This is a genomic window from Hoylesella buccalis ATCC 35310, from assembly GCF_000177075.1.
Taxonomy (GTDB): domain Bacteria; phylum Bacteroidota; class Bacteroidia; order Bacteroidales; family Bacteroidaceae; genus Prevotella; species Prevotella buccalis.
In genome coordinates, this window is record NZ_ADEG01000030.1 from 24,056 (window position 1) to 45,571 (window position 21,516).

12 protein-coding genes are annotated in these 21,516 nt (G+C 44.8%); all 12 read right to left on the reverse strand.

What is annotated here, in order from left to right; genetic code table 11:
- Positions 1 to 40: 40 nt before the first annotated feature.
- On the reverse strand, positions 41 to 1,222 hold the full coding sequence (locus HMPREF0650_RS02135) for a glycoside hydrolase family 172 protein (protein ID WP_004348040.1): 1,182 nt from the start codon (positions 1,220 to 1,222) through the stop codon (positions 41 to 43).
- A gap of 34 nt (positions 1,223 to 1,256) precedes the next feature.
- Positions 1,257 to 2,903: a ribulokinase gene (locus HMPREF0650_RS02140; RefSeq protein WP_004348041.1), complete on the reverse strand. Its 1,647-nt coding sequence runs from the start codon at positions 2,901 to 2,903 to the stop codon at positions 1,257 to 1,259.
- Entirely contained in the window at positions 2,900 to 4,345 is a 1,446-nt protein-coding gene (fucP, locus tag HMPREF0650_RS02145; RefSeq protein WP_004348042.1) for an L-fucose:H+ symporter permease, read from the reverse strand. The genes HMPREF0650_RS02140 and fucP overlap by 4 nt, the downstream gene beginning before the upstream one ends.
- A 4-nt stretch (positions 4,346 to 4,349) precedes the next feature.
- Positions 4,350 to 7,343 carry a GH116 family glycosyl hydrolase gene (locus HMPREF0650_RS02150; RefSeq protein ID WP_004348043.1) on the reverse strand — a complete coding sequence of 998 codons (2,994 nt, stop codon included), beginning with the start codon at positions 7,341 to 7,343 and terminating at the stop codon, positions 4,350 to 4,352.
- Positions 7,344 to 7,371: 28 nt separating this feature from the next.
- A complete protein-coding gene (locus HMPREF0650_RS02155; protein ID WP_004348044.1) occupies positions 7,372 to 8,772 on the reverse strand; it encodes a glycoside hydrolase family 183 protein in 1,401 nt (466 codons plus the stop codon).
- Positions 8,773 to 8,891: 119 nt separating this feature from the next.
- A complete protein-coding gene (locus HMPREF0650_RS02160; RefSeq protein WP_004348045.1) occupies positions 8,892 to 9,305 on the reverse strand; it encodes a DUF4945 domain-containing protein in 414 nt (137 codons plus the stop codon).
- Between the two features lie 16 nt (positions 9,306 to 9,321).
- Positions 9,322 to 11,130 (reverse strand): RagB/SusD family nutrient uptake outer membrane protein, encoded by a 1,809-nt coding sequence (locus HMPREF0650_RS02165; RefSeq protein WP_040562161.1) that lies wholly within the window; start codon positions 11,128 to 11,130, stop codon positions 9,322 to 9,324.
- A 9-nt stretch (positions 11,131 to 11,139) separates the two neighbouring features.
- Positions 11,140 to 14,331, reverse strand: a complete 3,192-nt coding sequence (locus tag HMPREF0650_RS02170; protein ID WP_004348047.1) for a SusC/RagA family TonB-linked outer membrane protein — start codon at positions 14,329 to 14,331, stop codon at positions 11,140 to 11,142.
- Positions 14,332 to 14,409: 78 nt separating this feature from the next.
- Positions 14,410 to 15,546, reverse strand: a complete 1,137-nt coding sequence (locus HMPREF0650_RS02175) for a DUF6786 family protein (RefSeq protein WP_155813554.1) — start codon at positions 15,544 to 15,546, stop codon at positions 14,410 to 14,412.
- A 135-nt stretch (positions 15,547 to 15,681) separates the two neighbouring features.
- On the reverse strand, positions 15,682 to 17,469 hold the full coding sequence (locus HMPREF0650_RS02180; RefSeq protein ID WP_004348049.1) for an L-fucose isomerase: 1,788 nt from the start codon (positions 17,467 to 17,469) through the stop codon (positions 15,682 to 15,684).
- An 85-nt stretch (positions 17,470 to 17,554) separates the two neighbouring features.
- Positions 17,555 to 18,589, reverse strand: coding sequence for a LacI family DNA-binding transcriptional regulator (locus HMPREF0650_RS02185; protein ID WP_004348051.1), 1,035 nt, complete (start codon positions 18,587 to 18,589; stop codon positions 17,555 to 17,557).
- Positions 18,590 to 19,056: 467 nt separating this feature from the next.
- The gene (locus tag HMPREF0650_RS02190) at positions 19,057 to 21,444 is read right to left on the reverse strand and encodes a DUF4982 domain-containing protein (protein WP_040562168.1); all 2,388 of its coding nucleotides are present in this window, start codon (positions 21,442 to 21,444) and stop codon (positions 19,057 to 19,059) included.
- Between the last annotated feature and the right edge of the window lie 72 nt (positions 21,445 to 21,516).

Here is a 21,516-nt window from a genome sequence, read left to right on the forward strand (position 1 = left end):
ATGTTGGCATTTGTAATTGCTTGTTGATAGGAGCTTCCGATTATAGTGGTCCTGCTATTTCGAGACGGCTAGTTGCGGGAAGCGTTGGAAACTTAGCATGAGGTTCAGCTTGGTACCAGAAAGCCACGGTCGATATGAACGACTTCTGATCGAGATAGGTACCGTCGTTGCGCCACCCCAGGTCTTGGATGGTTACCTTTAGGTCTTTCTCAAAACGTATGGGGTCAAGGATGTGCCATCGGTACAAGCCGTAGCGTTGTTGCGAGATGTACACGCCGTTGGGGCGAATCACCTGGTGCATGCCCGCGTAGGGTGTGCAGAACTCCTCAAACTGGTGCGTCTTCTGGTTCTCGAAGTTGTACGAGCCGCAGAAATAGTCTTCTGTTCCGGTTCCGCAAATGGTGGGGTAGGTCTTGTCCCCGTCCATGAAGAACTTGATTTCTCCTTCTCCCCACCAGCCGTTGTTAGTGGGTTGTATGGCCATGTAGGTACCTACATATTGTCCACGTCCCTTGACGCCATCGAGGATTGTATGCTCTGCTTTAACTGTTGGGTCAGACAGACGATACTGTGCATGGAAGTAAGCCGCATCTTCAGGTACCTCTGTCAGCGTGTAGTTGATTTGATAGTAAAGGCGCATAGGCTTCTTATCCCGATTCTCCATTGTTATCTTGCAATGCTTTCTGAATGGCATCTGCCAATAACAGTTGAAAGCACTGCCTGGATTAACACAAACAGCCATAGAAGACAGTGGCGCATACACTCCCCAACCAGCGCAGAAGAAATCACCAACTGGCACCTCTACAGAAGGGTTGTTCTCACCATCCCAATACATACGGATAATGGTTTTACGCCATTCACCAGTGGGTGTCATCCATATCTGTTGGATAGCTCCGGGACCGTCGATATCGGCAATAACCATGGTCTCACCAGCATCAATGTCAATGCATGGGTTTACCTTCCAGCCTTTTCCCAATGTTGATGCAGCATGGGCACTAACAGCCTTGTTGCGTACATCTCTGTCTTTAACGGGATCAGCCATGCCACCAGCACCTTTCGCGCCATTAAAGTTCTCAGGACTCAGTGAGCGAGTTTTTGCCTTCGACATACGGAAGAGATTGCCCATTCCCATGTTGAGGCCATTAAAATCTTGTGCACCAGCACTTATACAAAAAAGTAAAGTGAAAAGCAATGCTTTTGTTCTTGTGATGTTGGTTTTCATTTTGATTTGGTCTTTTATTATTGATAATATAATTCTAAATTAATTGTTCTGCTGTATGACCTAATTCTAAGTATTTTTGGTAGAGCTGGTCATAGATTGGTTTCAACTTGGGATTCGGAGTATACTCATTCTCAACCTCAGACATCATGTGTTTCTCTGCCTCTTCAATCGTTGGGTAAATGCCAGATACGACAGCTGCAAACATGGCAGAGCCAAGGGCACAGGCATTTTCTGACTTAATAATCTTGATGGGCATTTCTGTGACATCGGAGAGGATTTGCATGACAAATGGTGACTTCTTACTGATACCCCCGACAGCATTCATGGATTTGATATCAAGTCCTTGCTCGCGCATGTGTTCTATGATACGTTTCAGACCAAAAGCAGTAGATTCTACCAATGCGCGATAGATTTCAGGAGCCGATGTTCCTAACGTAATGTTTGCTATAGCACCTTTGAGATTTTGGTCTGCGTTAGGTGTACGGCGTCCATTCATCCAGTCGAGTGCCACTAGTCCTGCAGCATGTGGTTTTATCTTAGCTGCTTCCTGGGTCAACCGAGTCAGAATCTGTCTTTTCATGCTTTCGGCTTCATTCTTATTAGATGCGGCTGAGAGTGTCCACGACATTATTGACTTGAACCAAGCAAATATGTCACCGAAAGCTGCTTGTCCCGCTTCAATACCAATATATCCTGGTAGCACGGAACCGTCTACCTGACCGCTGATGCCTTGAATGTAGGGATTTTTAAGTGATTCTTTCGGTGATACCATAATGTCACATGTGGAAGTGCCAATGATGCTCACAAGCACTCCTGGTGCAACTGAAGCTCCAACTGCTCCCATGTGTGCATCAATAGCACCTACGCCAATTGCAATACCAGGAGTTAGTCCTAAGCGGGTAGCCCATTCTTCTGTTAGTTTGCCTGCTATTTGCGCGCAAGTGTAGGTGTTCTGATAAAGATGTTCACGCATCTCACCTAATTGAGGATGTAACTTCTTTAGATATTCTTTCGACGGTAGTCCCCAATCTTCATGCCACATGGCTTTGTGCCCCGCTGCACATCGGCTTCTAAGCATCGTTTCTGGTTTTATGTGACCAGCAAGCAGTCCCGATATCCAATCACAATGTTCCACCCATGAGTAGGCGTCCTGGCAAAGTGGCGTTTCCTTTTTTAAAATATGTAGAACCTTGGCCCATATCCATTCAGATGAATAGGTACCACCAGAGTATTGATTGAAACTTAGATTCAGCTTAGCAATTAGTTCATTAATTTGTTCAGCTTCCTTGACAGCAGTGTGGTCTTTCCATAGAACAAACATTGCATCAGGATTCTCGGCATACTGTTTTGATAGTGCCAGTGGCTGTCCTTGCTCATCGGTAATGGCAGGCGTACTGCCAGTGGTGTCGACGGTGATGCCAACGATAGCCTGACGTTCAGTCTCTGACAATCCTGCCGTGGCTTCATGAACAGCAGTTTCTAAGGATTCAATATAATCGAGTGGGTGCTGTCTGTATTGGTTGAGTTTAGGCTGACAGTATAATCCCTGCTTCCATCTGGGATATTCTGCTACGCCTACAGCTATTTCCTTTCCATTGCTGGCATCTACCACGAGTGCCCTGCATGAGTCGGTACCAAAGTCGATACCTAGTACATATTGATATTTTTTGTGTTCCATCATCTTTGTGATATTTCTTGTTTGCGTGCAATAAAGTAACTATAATAAGCTATTACGGAAAAGGCTACAGCTGGTACAATATAGGCAGTCATAATGCTTCCTGTCTCATCAGAAATGATGCCCTGTATCTGTGTTAGTATGGCAGCACCTGCGATAGACATCACCATGCCAGATCCTCCAATTTTGGTATCTTCACCCAGACCTTTCAATCCATATCCATAGATAGTTGGGAACATGAGTGATAGACATCCAGATATCCCCATGAGACAATAGACACCAAAACGACCTGTTCCTAAAATAGCTCCAAAACAGCATACAACCGCTGTGAGTGACATGAACAAAAGTATCTTGTAGGCCTTGAAATATCGCATGAGCCATGTGCAAACAAAGCGCATACATACAAATAGGATGAGAGACATAATATAATAGGTAGCCGCAGCCTGTTCAGCGGTATGTGGCAACAATCCGTCAAGTCCAACTGTTTCACAAATATTGTAGAAGCCAGCTGCGATAGGTTCTAATTCGCGCAATGCTTGACAAACCATATCAGCAGAAGGATTATTACCTAATGCCGCAATTACACCATCAAAATCGAGCTGCTGCATGGCATATCTAATAATGAAAGACCACACAGCGATTTGGGCACCAATATCAAAAAATTGTGCAACGACACCCCACACATAATTTTTGTTGTGAGACAACCGTTTAAGGGTTGCTTTAAGATCAACCTTTCCGTTGCCTTCAGATAGTTGGGGCATTTTTGTGAAGTAAATAGCCAAGAAAAAAGCAATCATGACGAAACCAAGAACAACGTATGCCATAGTTACAGCGTTCAGCTCACTATCTTGAATAGCTTGAAGACTTTCTGCTGGTAGCTGAGCACGTTCTGAGGCAGTGAGTCCATTCAGTTGAGACAAAATGAATATCTGACTAAGAACTACGCCCGTAATTGCACCAAAGGGATTGAACGACTGTGAAAGATTGAGCCTTCGTGTGGCCGTACTTTCTGGACCAAGTGCCAAGACGTACGAGTTGGTAGATGTTTCCAGTATCGAAAGACCAGCAAATAATACAAAAATGGCAAGTAGGTACATGTAGAAGCTAAACTCCATGTTGACAACGGAGGTAATTTTAGCAGGGTAGAACATTAGTGCACCAAATGCATACAGTCCCAGTCCGAGTAATACGCCTGACTTGTAGGTAAATCTCTTGATGAATAATGCGCCAGGAAGTGCGCAACAGCCATAGCCAAGTAGATAACAAACTACTTGAATCCACGCAGTTTTAGAATCAGAAAGACTCATGATGCGCTTAAATGCTGCAAGCATGGTATCTGTCAAGTTGTTAGGAATGGCCCATGCGAAAAAGAGCGTGGTCAGTAGTATATAGGGAAAGAGTATCCCTTTTCCCAATACTTTTTCTTTTTTTTGATTAGGTTGGTTCATTTTATTAGTGGTTGTTGTTATGTTCTATCTGATATTTTTTCACATCTATTTGTCCGTAAACTACATGTAATAAGGGTTGGTTGTTTTTCAGTTCTATGGTTCCAAAACCAGTATCAGTACTGATAAATGATTTGAAATCACCAATTTGTGAGTTAATGTACATGGTCTTAGTAACCGCATCGTACCTTACACCTGTTAAGGCTTGAAGTATGCTGTAGCTCGACATGGCGCGTGCATACCAGTGTCCACATTCTATTTCATCAAATGGGTTGCGACGTCTGCCATCGTATCTGTTGCGGCACAGCCTGACTATTTCGAGTCCTTTTTCTACTTCACCTTTCATGATCAGATGTGAAGCAACCTGATATTCAATACCCGTCCACACTTCGTTGCTGTATACGAAAGGTAATGTAGGTTTTGCGCCCTTGGGCCATGTGCAGAGTAGCAAGCCTCCGTCACCTCCCATGGCATAAGAGGGTCGTTGAGTATTATAGTGGTTGTACATGTTTTTGCGCAGGTTGTATTGGTATACGGCGTTCAAATGGCTTTTCACATGTGTTTGGTTCAGCGGTTCTGGTAGTCCGCAAACCGATGCCATCCACATGCCGAGGATGCCGTCAGAGAGACAACCGGTATCATATTGATATTTAGGTCCTTCAGTTTTCAACAACTCCTGGGCTTCTGCATGGCGGTAGTTACTTCCAAATGATGGAATCTCGGTGGGACTTTTAGCCTCCAACCCTGTCCATTGTGTTTTTTGGAAATAATATTCACCATTGAAAAGATCTTTATCCATGCAAGAAATGCTTCTCTTCAAGAGCTTCTTGTACTTTCCTGCTTGTTTGTTAAGATGTTCACTCATTTGTACAAATGCCTCCAAAGCTCCTGTATAAAAACTGGTGCACATGCCGTCGGCTCCCCAGAACTCTATGTCGTAAGTATTGTGATGAGGTTCAGTGAGGCTTCCCTTTTCATGGGGATCCCATGTCCGAATGCAATAGTCTAAACTGGCTTTTACAGCTGGATACAAACTCTTGAGCCATTCATCATTGCCAGAGATGCGCCAATCACGATATACTTTCATGATACCTCCCAGTTGACCGTCTGCAGCTGCATGGAAGTCGTGTGACGGACGTGAAATAGGCATGTTCGTCCTGAAGTTCTGGTGTCCCTCCGCATTCTGGTTGACCAGGAATTCGGTTTCGCGCATGGTTCGTTCCATTGCAGGGAACAAGTGGGGCAGTGCCTGTGCATAATTCCATACATGTGTACAGCTGCCGTGACATGATCCTACCTCATCTTCAGATCCTTCCCAGGCCCAGAAGCGTCCGTCGTGCTGTCTCAACACGGTGGTAGACTTGAGGATCGACAGGTTACTCGATATAGCTTCGAGAACCTCAGCGGGTAGGGTGGAATCGAAGAAGGCATCACGGAAAAGCTCGGTCGAAGTCCTTAGCTGTTCTTTGTGTTGATTCCAGTAATGGATAACTGCCTGTAAATCCTTGAATTTGCTGGCGTACCATGGCCGGTAGGTGTAGATACCATCCGTTATTCCTGAGTCTTCAATAGGTTTGTTTGGCTTTTGAAAGGTCCAACCCTCTAAAGTTGGTTTCTCAAAATCTTCTAAGACGAGCGCTTGACTTGAGGGTGACGAAAGGTTTTCATCCTTATTGTCTGTCAAGACAAATTGATCGACCATGATGTGTCCCCATGGGTAGGCACTTAAGTCGCTGATCTTGATTTTTGCCGTCTTTCCTTGATAAGCCTGCAAATCCCATATCCTCTCAGACATAGCTTCAGAGTTGGTACCCGCCGCTGTTTCAACCGTCTTTCCATCAATAATCAAGTTGACGGATGTCTTTTCGGGTTGATTTCCACCTCCTACCAGAAATTTTAGAAAGCGTCTGTTGATTTTGAATTCGTCTGATACGAGTTCTCCAACAACAGCATCCCCGCCGCCACGGAACGAGTTGAGCAGTTGTCGGCCCATAAAACCTGTCACGTCGTTCTGATAGGGTTCGGTACCCTGAGAAGGCCCTTTTACAAAAGCCTCGCCAGTAACAGTTGCGACGCCTCGTGTCAGGTTAGAATTTGGAAAGAACCAGCAGAAGTTGATGCTGATGGTTTTTGTTTCTCCTGGTTGAAGCGTCATGGGAACAAAGATGGATGCACCTGGAGATACTCCTTCGATAGGCATGTTCGTGGTAATGTGGTCAGAAGAAACTCTATCCCATGCAATCGACTGTGCGTCAAACCAATCGCCTCTGAACCAGCAATAGTCAACTTGTGCATTCGCATCATCTACATAGATGGCCATTCCATGATCTTCGTTGATGTTTTGGGGGACTAACTTAAAGCCTCCTTTTGCTGCCTTGATGTTACCTTTGGAATCAATAAAGTTTTTTGCGTTATACGAAAATGTTGTTTCTAATATATTGGTAGATGTGTTGGTAAATTGATATTCTATCAGTCCCAGCGGTAAACTAGAGTTGTCTTCATCTGTTGGGATGAAAGGACTCCAGCCTGTAATCTTGACAACAAGAGGTATTTCATTGTCTTTCAATTGGATGGTAGAGAAAGGAAATCTTGCTTGAAAGGATGCGTGTTGGAACCTTGGCAAGCCGTATGTCTTATCTCCTTGTCCCATACCACTCTGTGTAGGTCCAAAAACTTTCCAAAAAGGAACTTGACCCTCCAGCACCTTTGTCCCATGCTTCACTCCTTTGACGTGAATGGCAGCATAGGTATAAGGTGTATTGTGGAAGTCGGGATGATTTTGAACAGATAGATGTGAAATAGAGCCTGTTCCATCCAGGCAAAACATTCCTGCCCCCATTCCCCCAATGGGAAATGCGATGTAATTGAGTGCTTCTCCTGTATATACGTCATTGTATTCTTTCTCCTCCCACCCCGGATGTATAGCATATGTTGGGCCACTTTGAATGGTCAGAATGAACACAAAAGTGATGGAGTATAGATATTTTAATATCTTTAGCATTTTCTTTCCTGTCCTATAAATTATATTTCTAGTTGCCCATGCCTCCCAGTTCCACCTTCATGAGGAAGGTGTTGTACGGTAACCACATAGACATGGTAAAATATAGATTGCGCCCTTTTGAAGAAAGAGGGTGAAAGAATGAACCATAGAGTTGAGCATAGTCTCTGCCGCTAGCTAGTTCGATAGGCTCTGTCCAAGGGCCTGTGATATTGTCAGCAGATCTTAATGTAATGTTATAGAGTGCCTCATTGAAATATGCAATGATCCATTTCTTGAATGATTCGTTATAGATGAGTGAAGCTTCACCAACGGTTCCTGGAATCAATACGGTGGCACTACCCTCGTCACCACGGACCCATTGTTTGGTTTTACCATTCCAATATTCATATGCAGCCTGTGTTTCTATGTCAGTTTCTTTGAACCTAGCAAGATAAGCAGCATGATTCCTTCCTGTTTGAGTTCCAACCATGTACACATAACCGTCTTTTTTGAAATAGGCAGCTTGTCCAAAGTTACTGTTTCCTGAAAATCGTACGCTATTACACCTACGCCATGTTTGCCCGTTGTCGTTAGATTTGTAGAGACTGGAGTAATTGGTTATCCAACCAGCCCAGTTCTTAATATTCATGTAATGTACGTAGTCGGTACCATTTGCCCTGATGGCAGCAGTAGGAATAGAGGTCCAGTCACCAAATCCGGACCCATCTTTACCTCCATATACAATTTCCCTGGCTCTACCGTTTCGATCGGCTGCCATACTACTGATTATCAGCCCATCGTCGAGTTGAGTATCTTCAGAGAAAGCCAAAACGTTGCTTCGCCAAGATGTGCCATTCGGACCGGGAGCGGTCGGGTTCGGCTTAAAATCTGCACCGAAGGTGTCTCCAAAGAAAAGTCCGTATTTACCAGGCGACATTTCCCAAATAATACCGAGGTCTGTCCCTCCTACATTCCACCTAGAAGAGGTCTTGTTGGGTGAAGGGAACGTCTCTCCAGGCATGGGAGTGCCTGTCACACGTGCGATACGAGTGACGCTGTTGATGAACATTCCTTTCCTGTTGTCTATTTTTAGGAAAAGTGGATGTGTCCTACTCCCATCTTTAGAATAAGCCACTACAGCAAGAGCAAACTGTTCAGGGTCATTTTCTGTTAATTGGTACGTATACTGGAAAGGAGAAGTTAACTTGTGCCCCTCTATTCGATCTGTGTATGCTTCTGCACCCACTTTAGATATTTCCAGATAATTGATAGCGTCTATTGGTTCGATTTGTATGGTAGCGGTAACTTCTTTTGTTTCAATGGAGGGTATAAGGGTGGGCTCTACCGTTGATACTTTCACCTCAGACCATTTCAAGGTGTCAAATTCTGAATTTCCGCACGAAACTAGAAAGAGGGCGATACCAAATGTAAGGTGTATGAATTTTTTCATATTCGTATAATCGTTTATATTTTAGTAAAAAAGATTCGGACAAATGTTTTCTCAATAGTGGATAGCCTATCTCACGTCTAGGCTATCCACCTAACTCTGCACACGGCAATATTCGGTGATTATCTCGATACAATGACACCTTTTGAATAGATTTGATCTGATTCTCCTTTCACTCTATTTTCATTTTTGATAGAACTGACCATTTTAATGATGAAGCGGTATGGTTTTCCGGCTTCAACTTTGATGTCAGCATGGCTCGGATCCGTTTCACTCAAAGTGACCTTTTGTCTATAGATACCATTTTCAACTACTTGTATTTCAATTCTTGCTGGTCTTACAATGTCTTCTGGAATATCTTTAGGGACAGTCCATGAGAGCGTTACACTGTTGTCTGCATCTTGAAGGGTTACATTTTCAACAGGTGGCATGAAGTGATTAAATTCTTTACTGTCAATGATATCCCTGTCATAACAACTCGCCATCAGTAAGATTGCAAACAAGGCACACAGATATTTTATTATTTTATCTTTCATAATTTTACCTTTTAAATTAATAACCAGGATTTTGAACATAGTTCCCTTTTGCCCATTTCATTTGTGGTTGTGGGATAGGGAAGTATTCATCCCGACCAGCGGTGAATCTTGCATTTTGCATCCAAGAGAATCTGTTCTTCTCAATGGCAAAATATTTATTCATTGTACTTTCTAAGATTCCCCAACGCTGTAAGTCGAAAAATCTGCGTCCTTCACAAGCCATTTCTAGACGGTTTTCCCATTGTAAAGCTTTCCACGCAAAGTCTTTGTCCCAAGTGCAGTTCACCCCGGGCTTATATGTTTCACATTTGTAATTAAGAATGTATCTCCCATTTGCATCTTTCAAATGACTTGTACTATTGGCTGCACGTGTTCTGATTTTGTTAATCAGGGGGAGTGCTTCATCCCATCTGTCTAGTTGAATCAGCACTTCTGCTTTCCATAGGATAATCTCGTCATATCTAATCATACGTTTGTTCATGGAATTGAACTGCCAACCATCATACAGCAAGCATTCACATTTAGGATTTGGCAACTCTTTCAGTGATTTCAAATAACCATATTCAGCTCCGTTTCTGATACCTTGGCTCTTAAAGATCAAATTAGGGTCATATTTCCAAGGCTGCCCTGGTGCACAGATTGTATGACTAAACCGAGGGTCGAAGGTATACTTGTCAAAGTAGGCTTTATTGCCTCGGTCTATCTTGGTCTTATCATCTTCACCATTTGTACCCTTGATGTAGTCACCATACGAGTCATTGTTATAGGTATCAAACATGGGCAGACCATCAGACCCTGTCTTAAATGCATTGCCCATGGTATAGCTCACATGATGGAAATCACAACATTGGAATCCGCCCCATTGCCATGGATGGTTCAATCCTTCGCTGCGGTTAATCTTGCCTCCAGTTCTACTGTCATCATTGATGGAATATTGAATTTCCCAAATAGATTCTTTGGTTAAATTGTCAGATTCTGAAACAAAATTTGTTCCGAAGTCATTGCACAAGTCCAATGCCCCTCCTTCTTGGTCTGTCAATTTATTCAGATAGGTGAGTGCTTCTTGCAAACGTTCCTTGTTGATATTAACGACCTGGTGTCTGTCGTCTTGCTCATAAGCCATAAACATCAAGATTCTAGCCACCATTGCCGTAGCAGCATTTTTGGTGATGCGCCCTTTGTCTTCTTGTGTTATTGGGAGCAGTTCTTCAGCTTTTTTGAAGTCCGTCAAGATATGTTCCCACAGGTATTGATCGTTTCCTTTTGCTTTGTCTCTGTTGGAAATGGCCTCAAAGTCTGCAGTGGTTCCTTTCACACTCTCATCAATATAAGGTATATACTTGAAGAATTCTTTTAGTCTGAAATAGACAAATGAGCGCAAGAATAACATTTCACCCCTACGGCTGTCTACAGCAGGAAAGACATCGGTAGTAACTCCTTCCAACTTCTGTAAAGCGGTGTTGCATCGCTGGATAATTTGATATGAGACATACCATGGATAATCGAGTGGCCACCCGTTGGGTGTGAGGTTTACAAAGGTTTCCATGTATCCCCAGCCGTCTCCTCCATCCCAAGTGCCGCCACCACCTTTATAGGAGTCGTCAGAGCGCATGGAGCCAGACCACCATGGGGCAAAAGGAGAGTCCCAAGAAGGAATATCCGTTATTCTGGCGTAAGCGGCAGTTACAAAACCGTCGACATCTTCTGGCTTGTTTAGCAGGTTGTCGTCCAATACCTGTTTGGGATTGACATCCAGATAATCGGTACAACTACAGAGTCCAATTATGCTGGGTATCATTGCTATCATGAAGATTATTTTTTTCATATTGCTATATTAGAATTTTAAGTTAATGCCAAATGTAAGAGAAAATGGCTGTAGATAGCCATAGCCAGGCATCTCTGGGTCAAAGCTGGTATAACGATCATTTCCCCAAGATTTCTTCAATGTAAAGACATTCCGTGCATTGGCATAAAGTCTCAGTTCATTGATGAATAATTTTTGTAATGCATGGCGAGGTATTGTATATCCCAATTCTATATTCCTTAGTTTGAGATACGACCCATTTTCAACGTAATAGGTAGAAAATCTGTTCTCGTTGTTTATCGTTTGGTTGGTGATGGCTGGTATATCTGAGTCTGGATTGTCGAATGACCATGCGTCCAGTAGCCTTACAGGATGGTTCTTTCCCTTAGGTAATGAGATATTCCAAAGGTCGCTCTCTCGTTTCCAAACGTTGTCTACCATGTTACCGAATACGCCTTGGAAGAACACGTTCAGGTCAAAGCCGTGGTAACGCAGGTCAACATTCAGGCCACCGAAGAAGTCTGGGTCTGCAATGCCGATATAGGTTCTGTCATAGAGTTCGTTGATGACGCCATCACCATCTAAATCCTTGTATCTAATTCTGCCAATGGCTTTTCCTGGTTGTTCGGCATGTCTGTCAACTTCTTCCTGTGTCTTGAATATACCATCGGCTACCATACCGTAGAAGATGTTGGGAGTCTTGTCCAATACGAAATCTCTCATTCCATCACCAGGATATTTGTTGATAACATTTGATGGAAGGCTTGTCAGCTTTGTTTTATAGGTGCCTATGTTGGCAGAAATCTCGTATTCGAAAGCAGAACCTTGTTTGTTTCTGAACGTGAGCTCCATTTCTATTCCTTGGTTGTTCATGCTGGCACCGTTAATCCATGGCTCACCGCCTTCTCCCATTGCTGCAATATAGGGTGTCTGAACCAAAATATCCTTGGTTTTCTTGAAATAGTATTCCAGCGAACCCGTTAACCTTTGATCGAAAAATCCGAAATCAATGCCCAGATCAGTCTGCGTAGTGGTTTCCCATTTTAAGTCGGGATTACCTAACCACAGCCTTCTGTAACCCGATTCCAAATGTCCGTTCTCATTTCCTTTGATAGGATAAGATGTGTCAAAATAGTCGGGTGTGAACGGTGTTGTCGTATATCCTCTAGGCAGTCCTTGCACGCTACCATTGGTGCCATAACTGGCACGAAGTTTCAAGTTTGAAACAAACGTTGCGCTTTCCATGAACTTTTCGTCTTTCAGTCGCCATCCCAAAGAGAATGCCGGGAAGGTTCCCCAACGATTTGACGCACCGAACAAGGAAGAACCGTCACGACGAATAGTGGCAGAAGCGAGATATTTGCCTGCATAGACATAGTTGATTTTACCAAAATAAGATAGGTAGGTATATTCGTCAGCCGAACTTCCTAGTGAATATTTTTTGCCAGTTGTCACACCGATATGGGCAAAGTCTCGGTCCTCTAGGTAAACGCCTTCTCGGCGAGCCGAAAATCCCTCCTGTACGTATCTTGTGCTTTCCTGTCCTAAAAGAACTGTCAAATCGTGTTGATTGTTGGTAAAGTTATATGTCAGCGTGTTGGTCCATACATAGTTGAGTGGGTGTGATTGGCTGTTGCCCACATAGTTCTCGCCATCGCTACTTCTTCCACCTGTTTCCGACCAGATACCATCAATGGTTCTGCTGTAGGCGTTACCATAGTCTATGCCAAACTGAGTCCTGGCAGACAAGCCTTTCCATAGATTGAGGTCAAGGAAAATGTTTCCGATAATTTTGACGTAGTTATTGACGTTGTTTTTGTTCATTTCCAATAAGCGAACGGGATTGCTGAAATCGTCAAAGCCAGCAGCTCCAGCCCAGTTTCCGTCTTTGTCATAGACTGGGACTGCAGGGGGATTGATCATAGCCCAGCGTGTCTCGTTTTGGCCGCGGTACTGTAGATACGACACTGCCAGATTTTCTCCAATCTTCAAACGGTTTTGCAATAAGTTATATTCAGAGTTGGCTCTGATAGAATATTTCTTGAAGAATGTATGAATTTGTGTTCCTTGGTTATTGAAATAACCCAATGAGAACAAACTGCGACTCTTGTCGTTACCTGATGAAATGGTCAGTTGATGGTTTGTTGAAACTGCAGTCCTAAAAATTTCATTCATCCAGTCCGTGTTTACACCAGCTACTTTCTTATCGGGTGTGAGCCATTCTGCCGGTGTAGCAGCATCAAGACAGGCATAACCGTTCGCATCTCTGTGCCATACAAAGTCATAAGTTGTAGGTAACGACATGGCGGTTCCGTACACTTTCTCGTCGTAAGCCTGTGCCCTGAATTCGGCTGTACCATATTCTTCAGCATTCATCAGCTGAGGCTTGTTGATGACGGTGTTAGTAGAAATGCTTCCATGATATTCTATCGTAGTTTTGCCTTGCTTGCCTTTCTTGGTTTGAATAAGAACAACACCGCCAGAAGCCCTTGCCCCATAGATGCTGGCTGAAGCTGCATCTTTTAATACTTGTATAGACTCAATGTCACCAGCATTAATGTCACGAAGGTTCAGTCCCTCTGTTGGCATTCCGTCCAAGACGATAAGGGGCTTGATACCTCCCGACAGTGACGAAAGTCCTCGAATTTGGATGTTGACACTTTCAGCAGGATTGCCGCCGTTGGTTGTAATCTGTACGCCAGCCATTTTCCCTTGGAGGCCTTTCATGGCATTGGCCGAGTTTCCTCTGGCAATATCTGCTTGATTGGCAATGGCAACAGAGCCTGTCAAATCGGCTTTTTTCTGTGTAAGATATCCTGTGTAAATTACGACATCTGAGAGTGTATTTTCATCATTTTCCATTACTACATCCAGCCTCGCCCTGCCATTGGTTTGTGTCTCAACTGGCTTTTTACCGATATAGGAGAAGACCAATATGTCTTGGCTTGTTCGAAGCTGTAGCTGGTAGTGTCCGTTTGCGTCAGTGACTGTAGCGATGTTCGTTCCTTTTATCTTGATACTCACGCCAATGAGAGGTTCTTGTGTTTCTGCATCCGTCACGTTTCCGCTAACAAATTTTTGTTGTTGGGTCGTCTGGAAGGTTGCATTTCCTGCCACAGGGTTATCCTGTGTGCCGATAGCCTCCACTGTCATACTGTTTGGCAGGAGCAAACCTGTCAAAATAAGCATTGCAATGACTCCGCTTCTTTTTATATATCTCATATTGTGTTGGTATTATGGTGATTGATGAAGCTTTTTAGAGAAGGACTCTTTGCCCGGAAGAGCCCTTCTATTACATAGTTATTGAAATTGACTTTTGATGGTTTCCAGATTGACACCAAAGAGTTTTTCGACAATCGGGTCAAGGATGGCTTCCTCTGCTTGGATGTGGAAGGTCTCCTGCTTGTGAAGAAGCGATTCGTTCACAGCCAATTCTGCACCAGGCGATGAGGTCTCAATTTCGTAGAAGGGCCCCATGATAGAACCATCTTCTACAGGACCGTCGTTATAAGCGTTCAGCATGTCTCCAGCAAAGGGGGCGTCTTGTTTTCCCCACTGTCCGTTGAGATAGGCTCCTGGCTTTTCTGGCATGTTGCAGCGCAAGATGGTCAGCACTTTCTTTTCTGAGTCGTAACTGCAGCACAAACCCTTTGAGCGCATCGGGGGAATGCCCAGCTTCGAGCGCAACTTACCGTCTATTTTAAAGTAGAGTATGCCATCTTTTGTTTTCAAGCGGTCGGCCGGAATCTTGCCAAAATATTCATCGTTGACAATCTTGCCTTCGGCATTTTCATGGAATGGAATGAATACTGTTGTTGTTGGGGTTGGATTGAAGTGACTTAACATCCAGATAGATATCAATCCATTCTTCTTCGTCCATGCTTCCTTGCCTGTATTGGTAATCTTATTCAGACTCTCGTATGCCACGAGTTTGGCATCAGTCGGAAATGTAATACCCAACCGTTGTTCGATTGATGTTTTGGATAACAGCGAAACTTTTCGGTTGATGTCTAGGTCAAAAACAGTCCCAGAAGCATTCTTGACCGACGTACTTTTCTTGAATTGAATGACCGTATCATTGCTCTCTACGACGTCAAAGGTTTCGGTGTCGATGACGGCAGGAACCTTCCAGTTGTCATAAACCTGCTCTTTTCCATTCGCAAAATATAGGGAGTATGGTCCGCCTTCAGGACCCAACCAAAAGCGTTCTTCACCACCCACAGGGTTGAACTGGTCGCTTTGTTTCCCAGCTTCAATGAAACGGTAGTTGATCCAGCCGTAACTGTTGCCTTCATCACCAGCAGCAGACGTGGTCACCACACGGCCTTGCCAAGAGGGGACGACCATTACTTTTGCACTTCCATCTTTTGATTTTAACTCCACGTATTTGATGCCGTGATCTTTTAAGAACTGGGCATCGTATGCATAGCTTCCCATCTTTATTTCTTTTTGTTCATTGCATGCTGTTAATCCTGTAAGGATCATGCACGCCAGCAATATGTGTTTTTTCATCATGTATGTATTTAGGTAGACAAGTGCTTGCCCTGTCAAACAAGCACTTGTCCAGGTGTTTTATTTGTATAAGGGTCCGAAGTTTTTGCATGCACGGAAGTCGCTGCCTTCCATGTCTTCACCAAAAGCAGTCCAAGTACTGGGTCGGAAAATCTGTTCTTCGGGAATATTGTGCATGCACACGGGGATGCGCAGCATCGACGCCAATGTAATGAGGTCGGCACCGATGTGTCCGTAGCTGATGGCTCCATGGTTGGCTCCCCAATTATTCATGACGGAGTATACATCTTTAAAGTATCCCTTGCCTGTCAGGCGTGGAGCGAAGAAGGTAGATGGCCAAATGGCGTCAGTACGCTCGTTGATGGCGGCAAAGGATTTGTCGTTTAATTCCACACTCCATCCCTCAGCTATCTGCAAAACAGGTCCCTGACCTTTAATCAGGTTCAGACGGCACATAGTGAGCGGCATACCACCTTTGGTTTGGAACTGTGCAGAAAAGCCACCACCTCGCATATAGTCACGGTTTGATGGATACCATGTTGTAGCTTGGAGGCATGCTTCAGCTTCTTTTTCCTGGATTTCCCAGAAAGGTTTCATGGCAGGCTTGCCGTTTTCTGTTTGTCTTCCAGAACCGTCGAGTGTGCAAGAGCCGGAATTGATCAGGTGGATGAATCCGTTGGCTGCGTCGCCTTCCAACTTCTGTCCCGTCACGCGCTCGTAGGCAGCGGGACTCCAGTATGTCCTGACGTCCGCAAAGATCTGTGCGCGGTTGCTCAATAGCTTGTTGAACAGCATTGAAACACCATTCAGCGTGTCATTTTCGGTAGCGAACGTAAAGGCTTCACGAATTCCATTCCAGTCGAAAGAACTATTCAAGATGGTTTCTGAGAAATCGCCGTCTGGCTTGAAGTCCGTCCATTGTCTCTGTCCTTGGAACCCACCCACCAAAGCGTAGTGGCCGTTGGACTCTTCTTTGAATCCCATTTCAGCCAACTTGGGGTTACCAATCATCAGGTCACGGAAAATCATGGTCATCTTGACAACATATTCCCAAACTGCATCTTTTTCTTCCCGTGAATAGATAAGGTGTTTGGGGTTGTGGTCTTCTCCTTCGTTAGTTTTGCAATACTTCTCGGTCCAAGCCATGGCTTTGTCAAATTCCTCGTGGTCGTAAATGCCGAGTTTGATACGTCGTTCAATTTCGCTGGCATCGACATATTCGTTGCGCATGCCGAGATAATCCTGGAAGAAATCTGGGTTGGGAATAGATCCACCGATACCCATCGACACGCTTCCGATGGATAGGTATGCTTTTCCGCGCATGGTGGCAACTGCCAAACCTGCCTTTGCGAAACGCAGCAACTTTTCTTTCACATCTTCGGGAATCTCTTCGCTATCTACATCCTGTACGTCACGACCGTAGATGCCGAATGTAGGCAGACCTTTCTGATTGTGAACGGCTAGTGCCGCTGCAAGGTAAACAGCTCCAGGCCGTTCTGTACCGTTGAAGCCCCAAATGGCTCTTGGCAAATCCCCGTCCATGTTGATGGTCTCAAAACCATAGCACCAGCAGGGAGAAACCGATAAAATTACACCAACTCCCTGTTTTTTCAATTGTTCGTCAACACGTGCTGCTTCTGCCACACCGCCAATGGTAGTGTCTGCAATAACACATTCCACAGGGTCACCGTTACTGTAGCGCAATGACGATGCGTACAGGTCGGCCACTCGTTTGGCCATGTTCATGGTCATGTCTTCCAATGATTCTCGGATGCCACCTCGGCGACCGTCAATGATAGGACGAATTCCAATTTTTGGATTCTCACTATTCAATCTTGTTTTTCCCATAGTTATATTTTTATGTTAGGTAATTAAATATTAGCTGAAACCTTTTAGTTTTTTGTTTTGCATCCAACGACACCTCCTATTTGGTTTACGTTGTAACGTCTTCTGCATGAGGCAATCCTTTGCCACCTGTTACAGCGAGTTTTCCATCAATCAACATGGACGGTGCCTCTTTTCCGTTAATCTTATCCATTAGCGCCTCTAGCGTGTATTTCACCAGTTGATCCATGGGTTGTTTAACATAGGCTATAGGTCGCTCATAAAAGTCGAATACTGGGTTGCCGTCGAACCCCACCAGTCCTATCTTACTCGTTTCATTCTCGTTGAGTGTCCGAATGGCATACAGGCACGAAAGTGAAATGAGGTTTGTGGCGAACATGAGTGAGTCGAAACCTGCTGATAACACGCGTTTCATCAGTTCGTTAGCCTGGTCTACTACAACTTTTTGTTGTAGATAGAACACTTTGCTCACCGATTCCTTCCCTGCGTTCTTCATACTTTCGCAGTATCCACGTGTACGTTCTTTCATGTGGATCAGGTTTAGGTCGTAGGCAATAAACGCTGGTCTTTGGTAGCCTGACCGGAGCAGATAGTTGGTTGCGTCGTAGGTGGCTTTGTAATTGTTCAATCCCACATAACCAATGCCTGTATCAGGGAAGTAGCGGTCTATGAGTACCAACGGGACATCATTTTTGGCCACGTTGACAAGGTAGCTTTCCGTATCTTCACAGGGGGCTACAATCAGACCATCTACGCCGCGGTTAATCAGGTTTCCAACCGTTTTCCGCATGCGATCTGGACGCTCGTCTGAACTGCCGAAAAAGACAGTGTAGCCAAAATTGGCAGACATGTCTTCAAACAGACGCGCCAAAGAAGAGAAGAAAGGGTTGGATATGTCTGGTAATACGATACCGACGACACGCGAACGCCCTCCGCGCAGGCTCTGTGCTGCGATGTTAGGTCGGTAGCGCATGCTCTCGGCCGTATCCATGATGCGCTTCGCTGTGTCAGCGTTGATGCGGTATTCCTCTGCTTTTCCGTTGAGAACGAACGAAACCAGGGTCGTGGAAACGCCCGCAGCCTCTGCAATATCTTTTATCGATACTTTCTTAATCAGTGGCATTAGCTATAACGATTTAGGTGATAGTGATACTTTTGCAAAAGTATGAAAAATAATCGATATTATTGAATAATATTTTGAAAATCAAACTAATATTTACGATTTATTAACACAAATCCCGTTTTATATCGGATTCCAAAAGTAACTGTGATTGCCATGATTTCAAGTCTGTGTTTCAAGGAAGTTGCACAACCAGATTGCAATCTACCGATATGAGAGGTCCTCTTGTCAGACTTGATGAGGTAGCTCAAATCAGTGGTTATGGTTATAAGGGGACCATATTCGAAGGATTAAAGGCTGAAGACTGCGAGAATAATTAGCGTTCAATATTACCAAAGATATGGCTCTTGTTTTTATGTAGTAAGGTTAAGCATAATTACGCAGTGCGTCCAAAACGCACTGCGTAATCTTAAATATAGGGGAAATATGTTGAAGTGTGGTGAACCACTTGAACAATCTCTTCTTTCCATCTATAGTGTGTGATGTGCGCCGAATCCAAATTTAGGGGCTTTGACGGTTAAATGCACTTGTCCTTTCAGTCCGTTGCTTTGCACAGTTACCACCAATTTGCCGTGGAAAAGGTGCATGTTGGGGAGGTGGAAAGGCTCTAATGACGTGGCGTCGCCATTGCAGACAGCCTTGAAACGGGCAGCGCCAGACACTTCGAAGAGCAACAGGTCATTGGCATCGGGACAGAGGTTGCCGTCTTTGTCTACCATACTAATGGTGTAATACAGCAAGTCCTTGCCGTCGTTTGCGAGCTGTTGCTTGTCTACTTCAATCTTGAGTGCATGAGGCGCACCGGCTGTGTGAACGGTTTGTTGAGCCACTTCATTGCCCTTTTCGTCGTAAGCCACTACCTTCAGTTCGCCCGGCTCATACACTACGTTGTTCCAGCGCAAGCGGTAGCGGTCTAATTTGGATGCCTTGTTCTTCTTGATGCGTCCTTGACTCTTGCCATTGACAAAGAGTTCGGCTTCGGGATAACTCGTATAACAGTACACGGGTGTTACCTTTCCCTCACGTCCATGCCATGTCCAATGCGGCAAAAGGTGCAGGGTGGGAGAGGAAGTGTTCCACACCGAGCGATACAGGTAATAGCGATCTTTGGGCAAGCCCGCCAAGTCGACTGGTGCAAAATAGCTGCTTCGTGAGGGCCAATAGCTGTAATAAGGAGTGGGTTCGCCGATGTAATCGATGCCTGTCCACACGAATTGACCGATAGAGTAGGGCAAATCGTCTTGTTTGGCAAAGTCTTCATCGGGGTAACTGCCCCAGCTCACCTTCTCCACGTCGTATGATGAGCATTGTCCATCATCGTAGGTAGCCATGTTCTTCTCTTCTACAGGGAATTTATATACCCCTCTTGAGCTCACTGCTGACGATGTTTCCGAACCCAACAAGAACCCTTGTGGTAGCTTGTCAATGAGTTTTTCGTAAAGGAAGACACGATAATTAAAGCCCGGTACGTCTGTGGCAGCATAGAAACCGCAATTGGCGCTGCCCTCTGGATTGTCCACACCGCAAGTGACGGTGCGTGTAGAATCGAGGCTATGGCAAAATTTCACCATGGTTTTGGCACGCTCTGTGCCCTGCTGGTTGGCTTGTTCGGGTATCTCGTTGCCAATGCTCCACATCACGATAGATGGGTGATTGCGATGCCCTAAAATCAGATTTGTAAGGTCTTTGCGCCACCATTCATCGTAAAACCGATTGTAACCGTTCTTTACCTTTGGCTCTTTCCAAGCGTCAAAGCTCTCTGCCATGACCATCATCCCCATGGAGTCGCACACCTGCATTTGCATTTGCGAAGGCATGTTGTGCGCAGTACGGATGGCATCTACGCCCATATCTTTCATGATGCGTATCTGTCGAATCATGGCAGCCTTGTTGGCAGCCGCACCAAGAGGTCCTAAATCGTGGTGTAGACATACGCCCTTGAACTTTCGTGTGATGCCATTGAGCTGAAAACCGTGCTCTTTCGTAATGACTATGGTGCGGATTCCCACCTGTTGTGAGGTGGCATCTAAGGTTTTACTGCCTCGTTTCACGCAGATCTGTAACGTGTAGAGATAGGGATGTTCGGGACTCCAAAGTTGTGGATTCTTGATGTTCAGCGTCGTTGCCACATCTCCTTTCGCATCGTTTTCCACAGTGTTCTGTGCAACCGTCCTACCGTTTTTGTCTTTTAGGATAATGTGCGTCTTGAGCTTGTCGTTCTCTCTGAGTCCCTTTGCTTGTGCATTCACGGCAATTTCCGCTCCTTGTTGCGAAACGGAGAGGGTGCGGAAATACGTTTGCCAAGGGTCTATATAGGTTTTATTGGTCGTAATCAGCGTCACTGGGCGATATAGTCCAGCACCCGGATACCATCTGCTGCTTTCTTCCAAGTTGTTCAGTTTGACCAGTATCTCATTGCCCCCTCGTTTTAAGTAGGGTGTGATATCGATGCGAAAAGCGTTGTAACCATACGCCCACCGACCCGCTTCCGTGCCATTGACATAGACAACAGGTTCGCTCATGGCACCATCGAAATAAAGTTCTGTGCGTGCATCGAGGTCGCGCACATTGATGGTGGTGCGATATTCGCCACGTCCCAACCAAGGCAGTCCGCCCGAACGTCCTGTGTGCCATATAGGGGTGCGCTGTCCGTCTTGCGTGATACCCAAGAATTGGCGATCCCACTGCTTGTCAAACGGTCCTTTGATTGCCCAGTCGTGTGGCACTGTTACCGGTTGCCACGCATCGCCATTGCGAGAGAATTGCCATGAGGAAAGTTCTTTTTCCACTCTATTTTGTGCCATGCAAGCACCACTCAAGGCTAAGAAAGCCGATAAGATAAAGGTTTTGTTAGTCATGAATAAAAAGGTATGTTGATTGTTATTTTGTTCATCAGCATCCACCTTCCTTCTTTCAAAGTAGGTTGGATG

Coding starts and splice junctions, on each gene's coding strand:
- fucP (WP_004348042.1), bottom strand. CDS start 4,345: ATGAACCAACCTAATCAAAAAAAAGAAAAAGTATTGGGAAAAGGGATA.
- HMPREF0650_RS02175 (WP_155813554.1), bottom strand. CDS start 15,546: ATGGGAAGCTATGCATACGATGCCCAGTTCTTAAAAGATCACGGCATC.
- HMPREF0650_RS02155 (WP_004348044.1), bottom strand. CDS start 8,772: ATGAAAAAATTCATACACCTTACATTTGGTATCGCCCTCTTTCTAGTT.
- HMPREF0650_RS02165 (WP_040562161.1), bottom strand. CDS start 11,130: ATGAAAAAAATAATCTTCATGATAGCAATGATACCCAGCATAATTGGA.
- HMPREF0650_RS02160 (WP_004348045.1), bottom strand. CDS start 9,305: ATGAAAGATAAAATAATAAAATATCTGTGTGCCTTGTTTGCAATCTTA.
- HMPREF0650_RS02140 (WP_004348041.1), bottom strand. CDS start 2,903: ATGATGGAACACAAAAAATATCAATATGTACTAGGTATCGACTTTGGT.
- HMPREF0650_RS02135 (WP_004348040.1), bottom strand. CDS start 1,222: ATGAAAACCAACATCACAAGAACAAAAGCATTGCTTTTCACTTTACTT.
- HMPREF0650_RS02190 (WP_040562168.1), bottom strand. CDS start 21,444: ATGACTAACAAAACCTTTATCTTATCGGCTTTCTTAGCCTTGAGTGGT.
- HMPREF0650_RS02150 (WP_004348043.1), bottom strand. CDS start 7,343: ATGCTAAAGATATTAAAATATCTATACTCCATCACTTTTGTGTTCATT.
- HMPREF0650_RS02170 (WP_004348047.1), bottom strand. CDS start 14,331: ATGAGATATATAAAAAGAAGCGGAGTCATTGCAATGCTTATTTTGACA.
- HMPREF0650_RS02180 (WP_004348049.1), bottom strand. CDS start 17,469: ATGGGAAAAACAAGATTGAATAGTGAGAATCCAAAAATTGGAATTCGT.
- HMPREF0650_RS02185 (WP_004348051.1), bottom strand. CDS start 18,589: ATGCCACTGATTAAGAAAGTATCGATAAAAGATATTGCAGAGGCTGCG.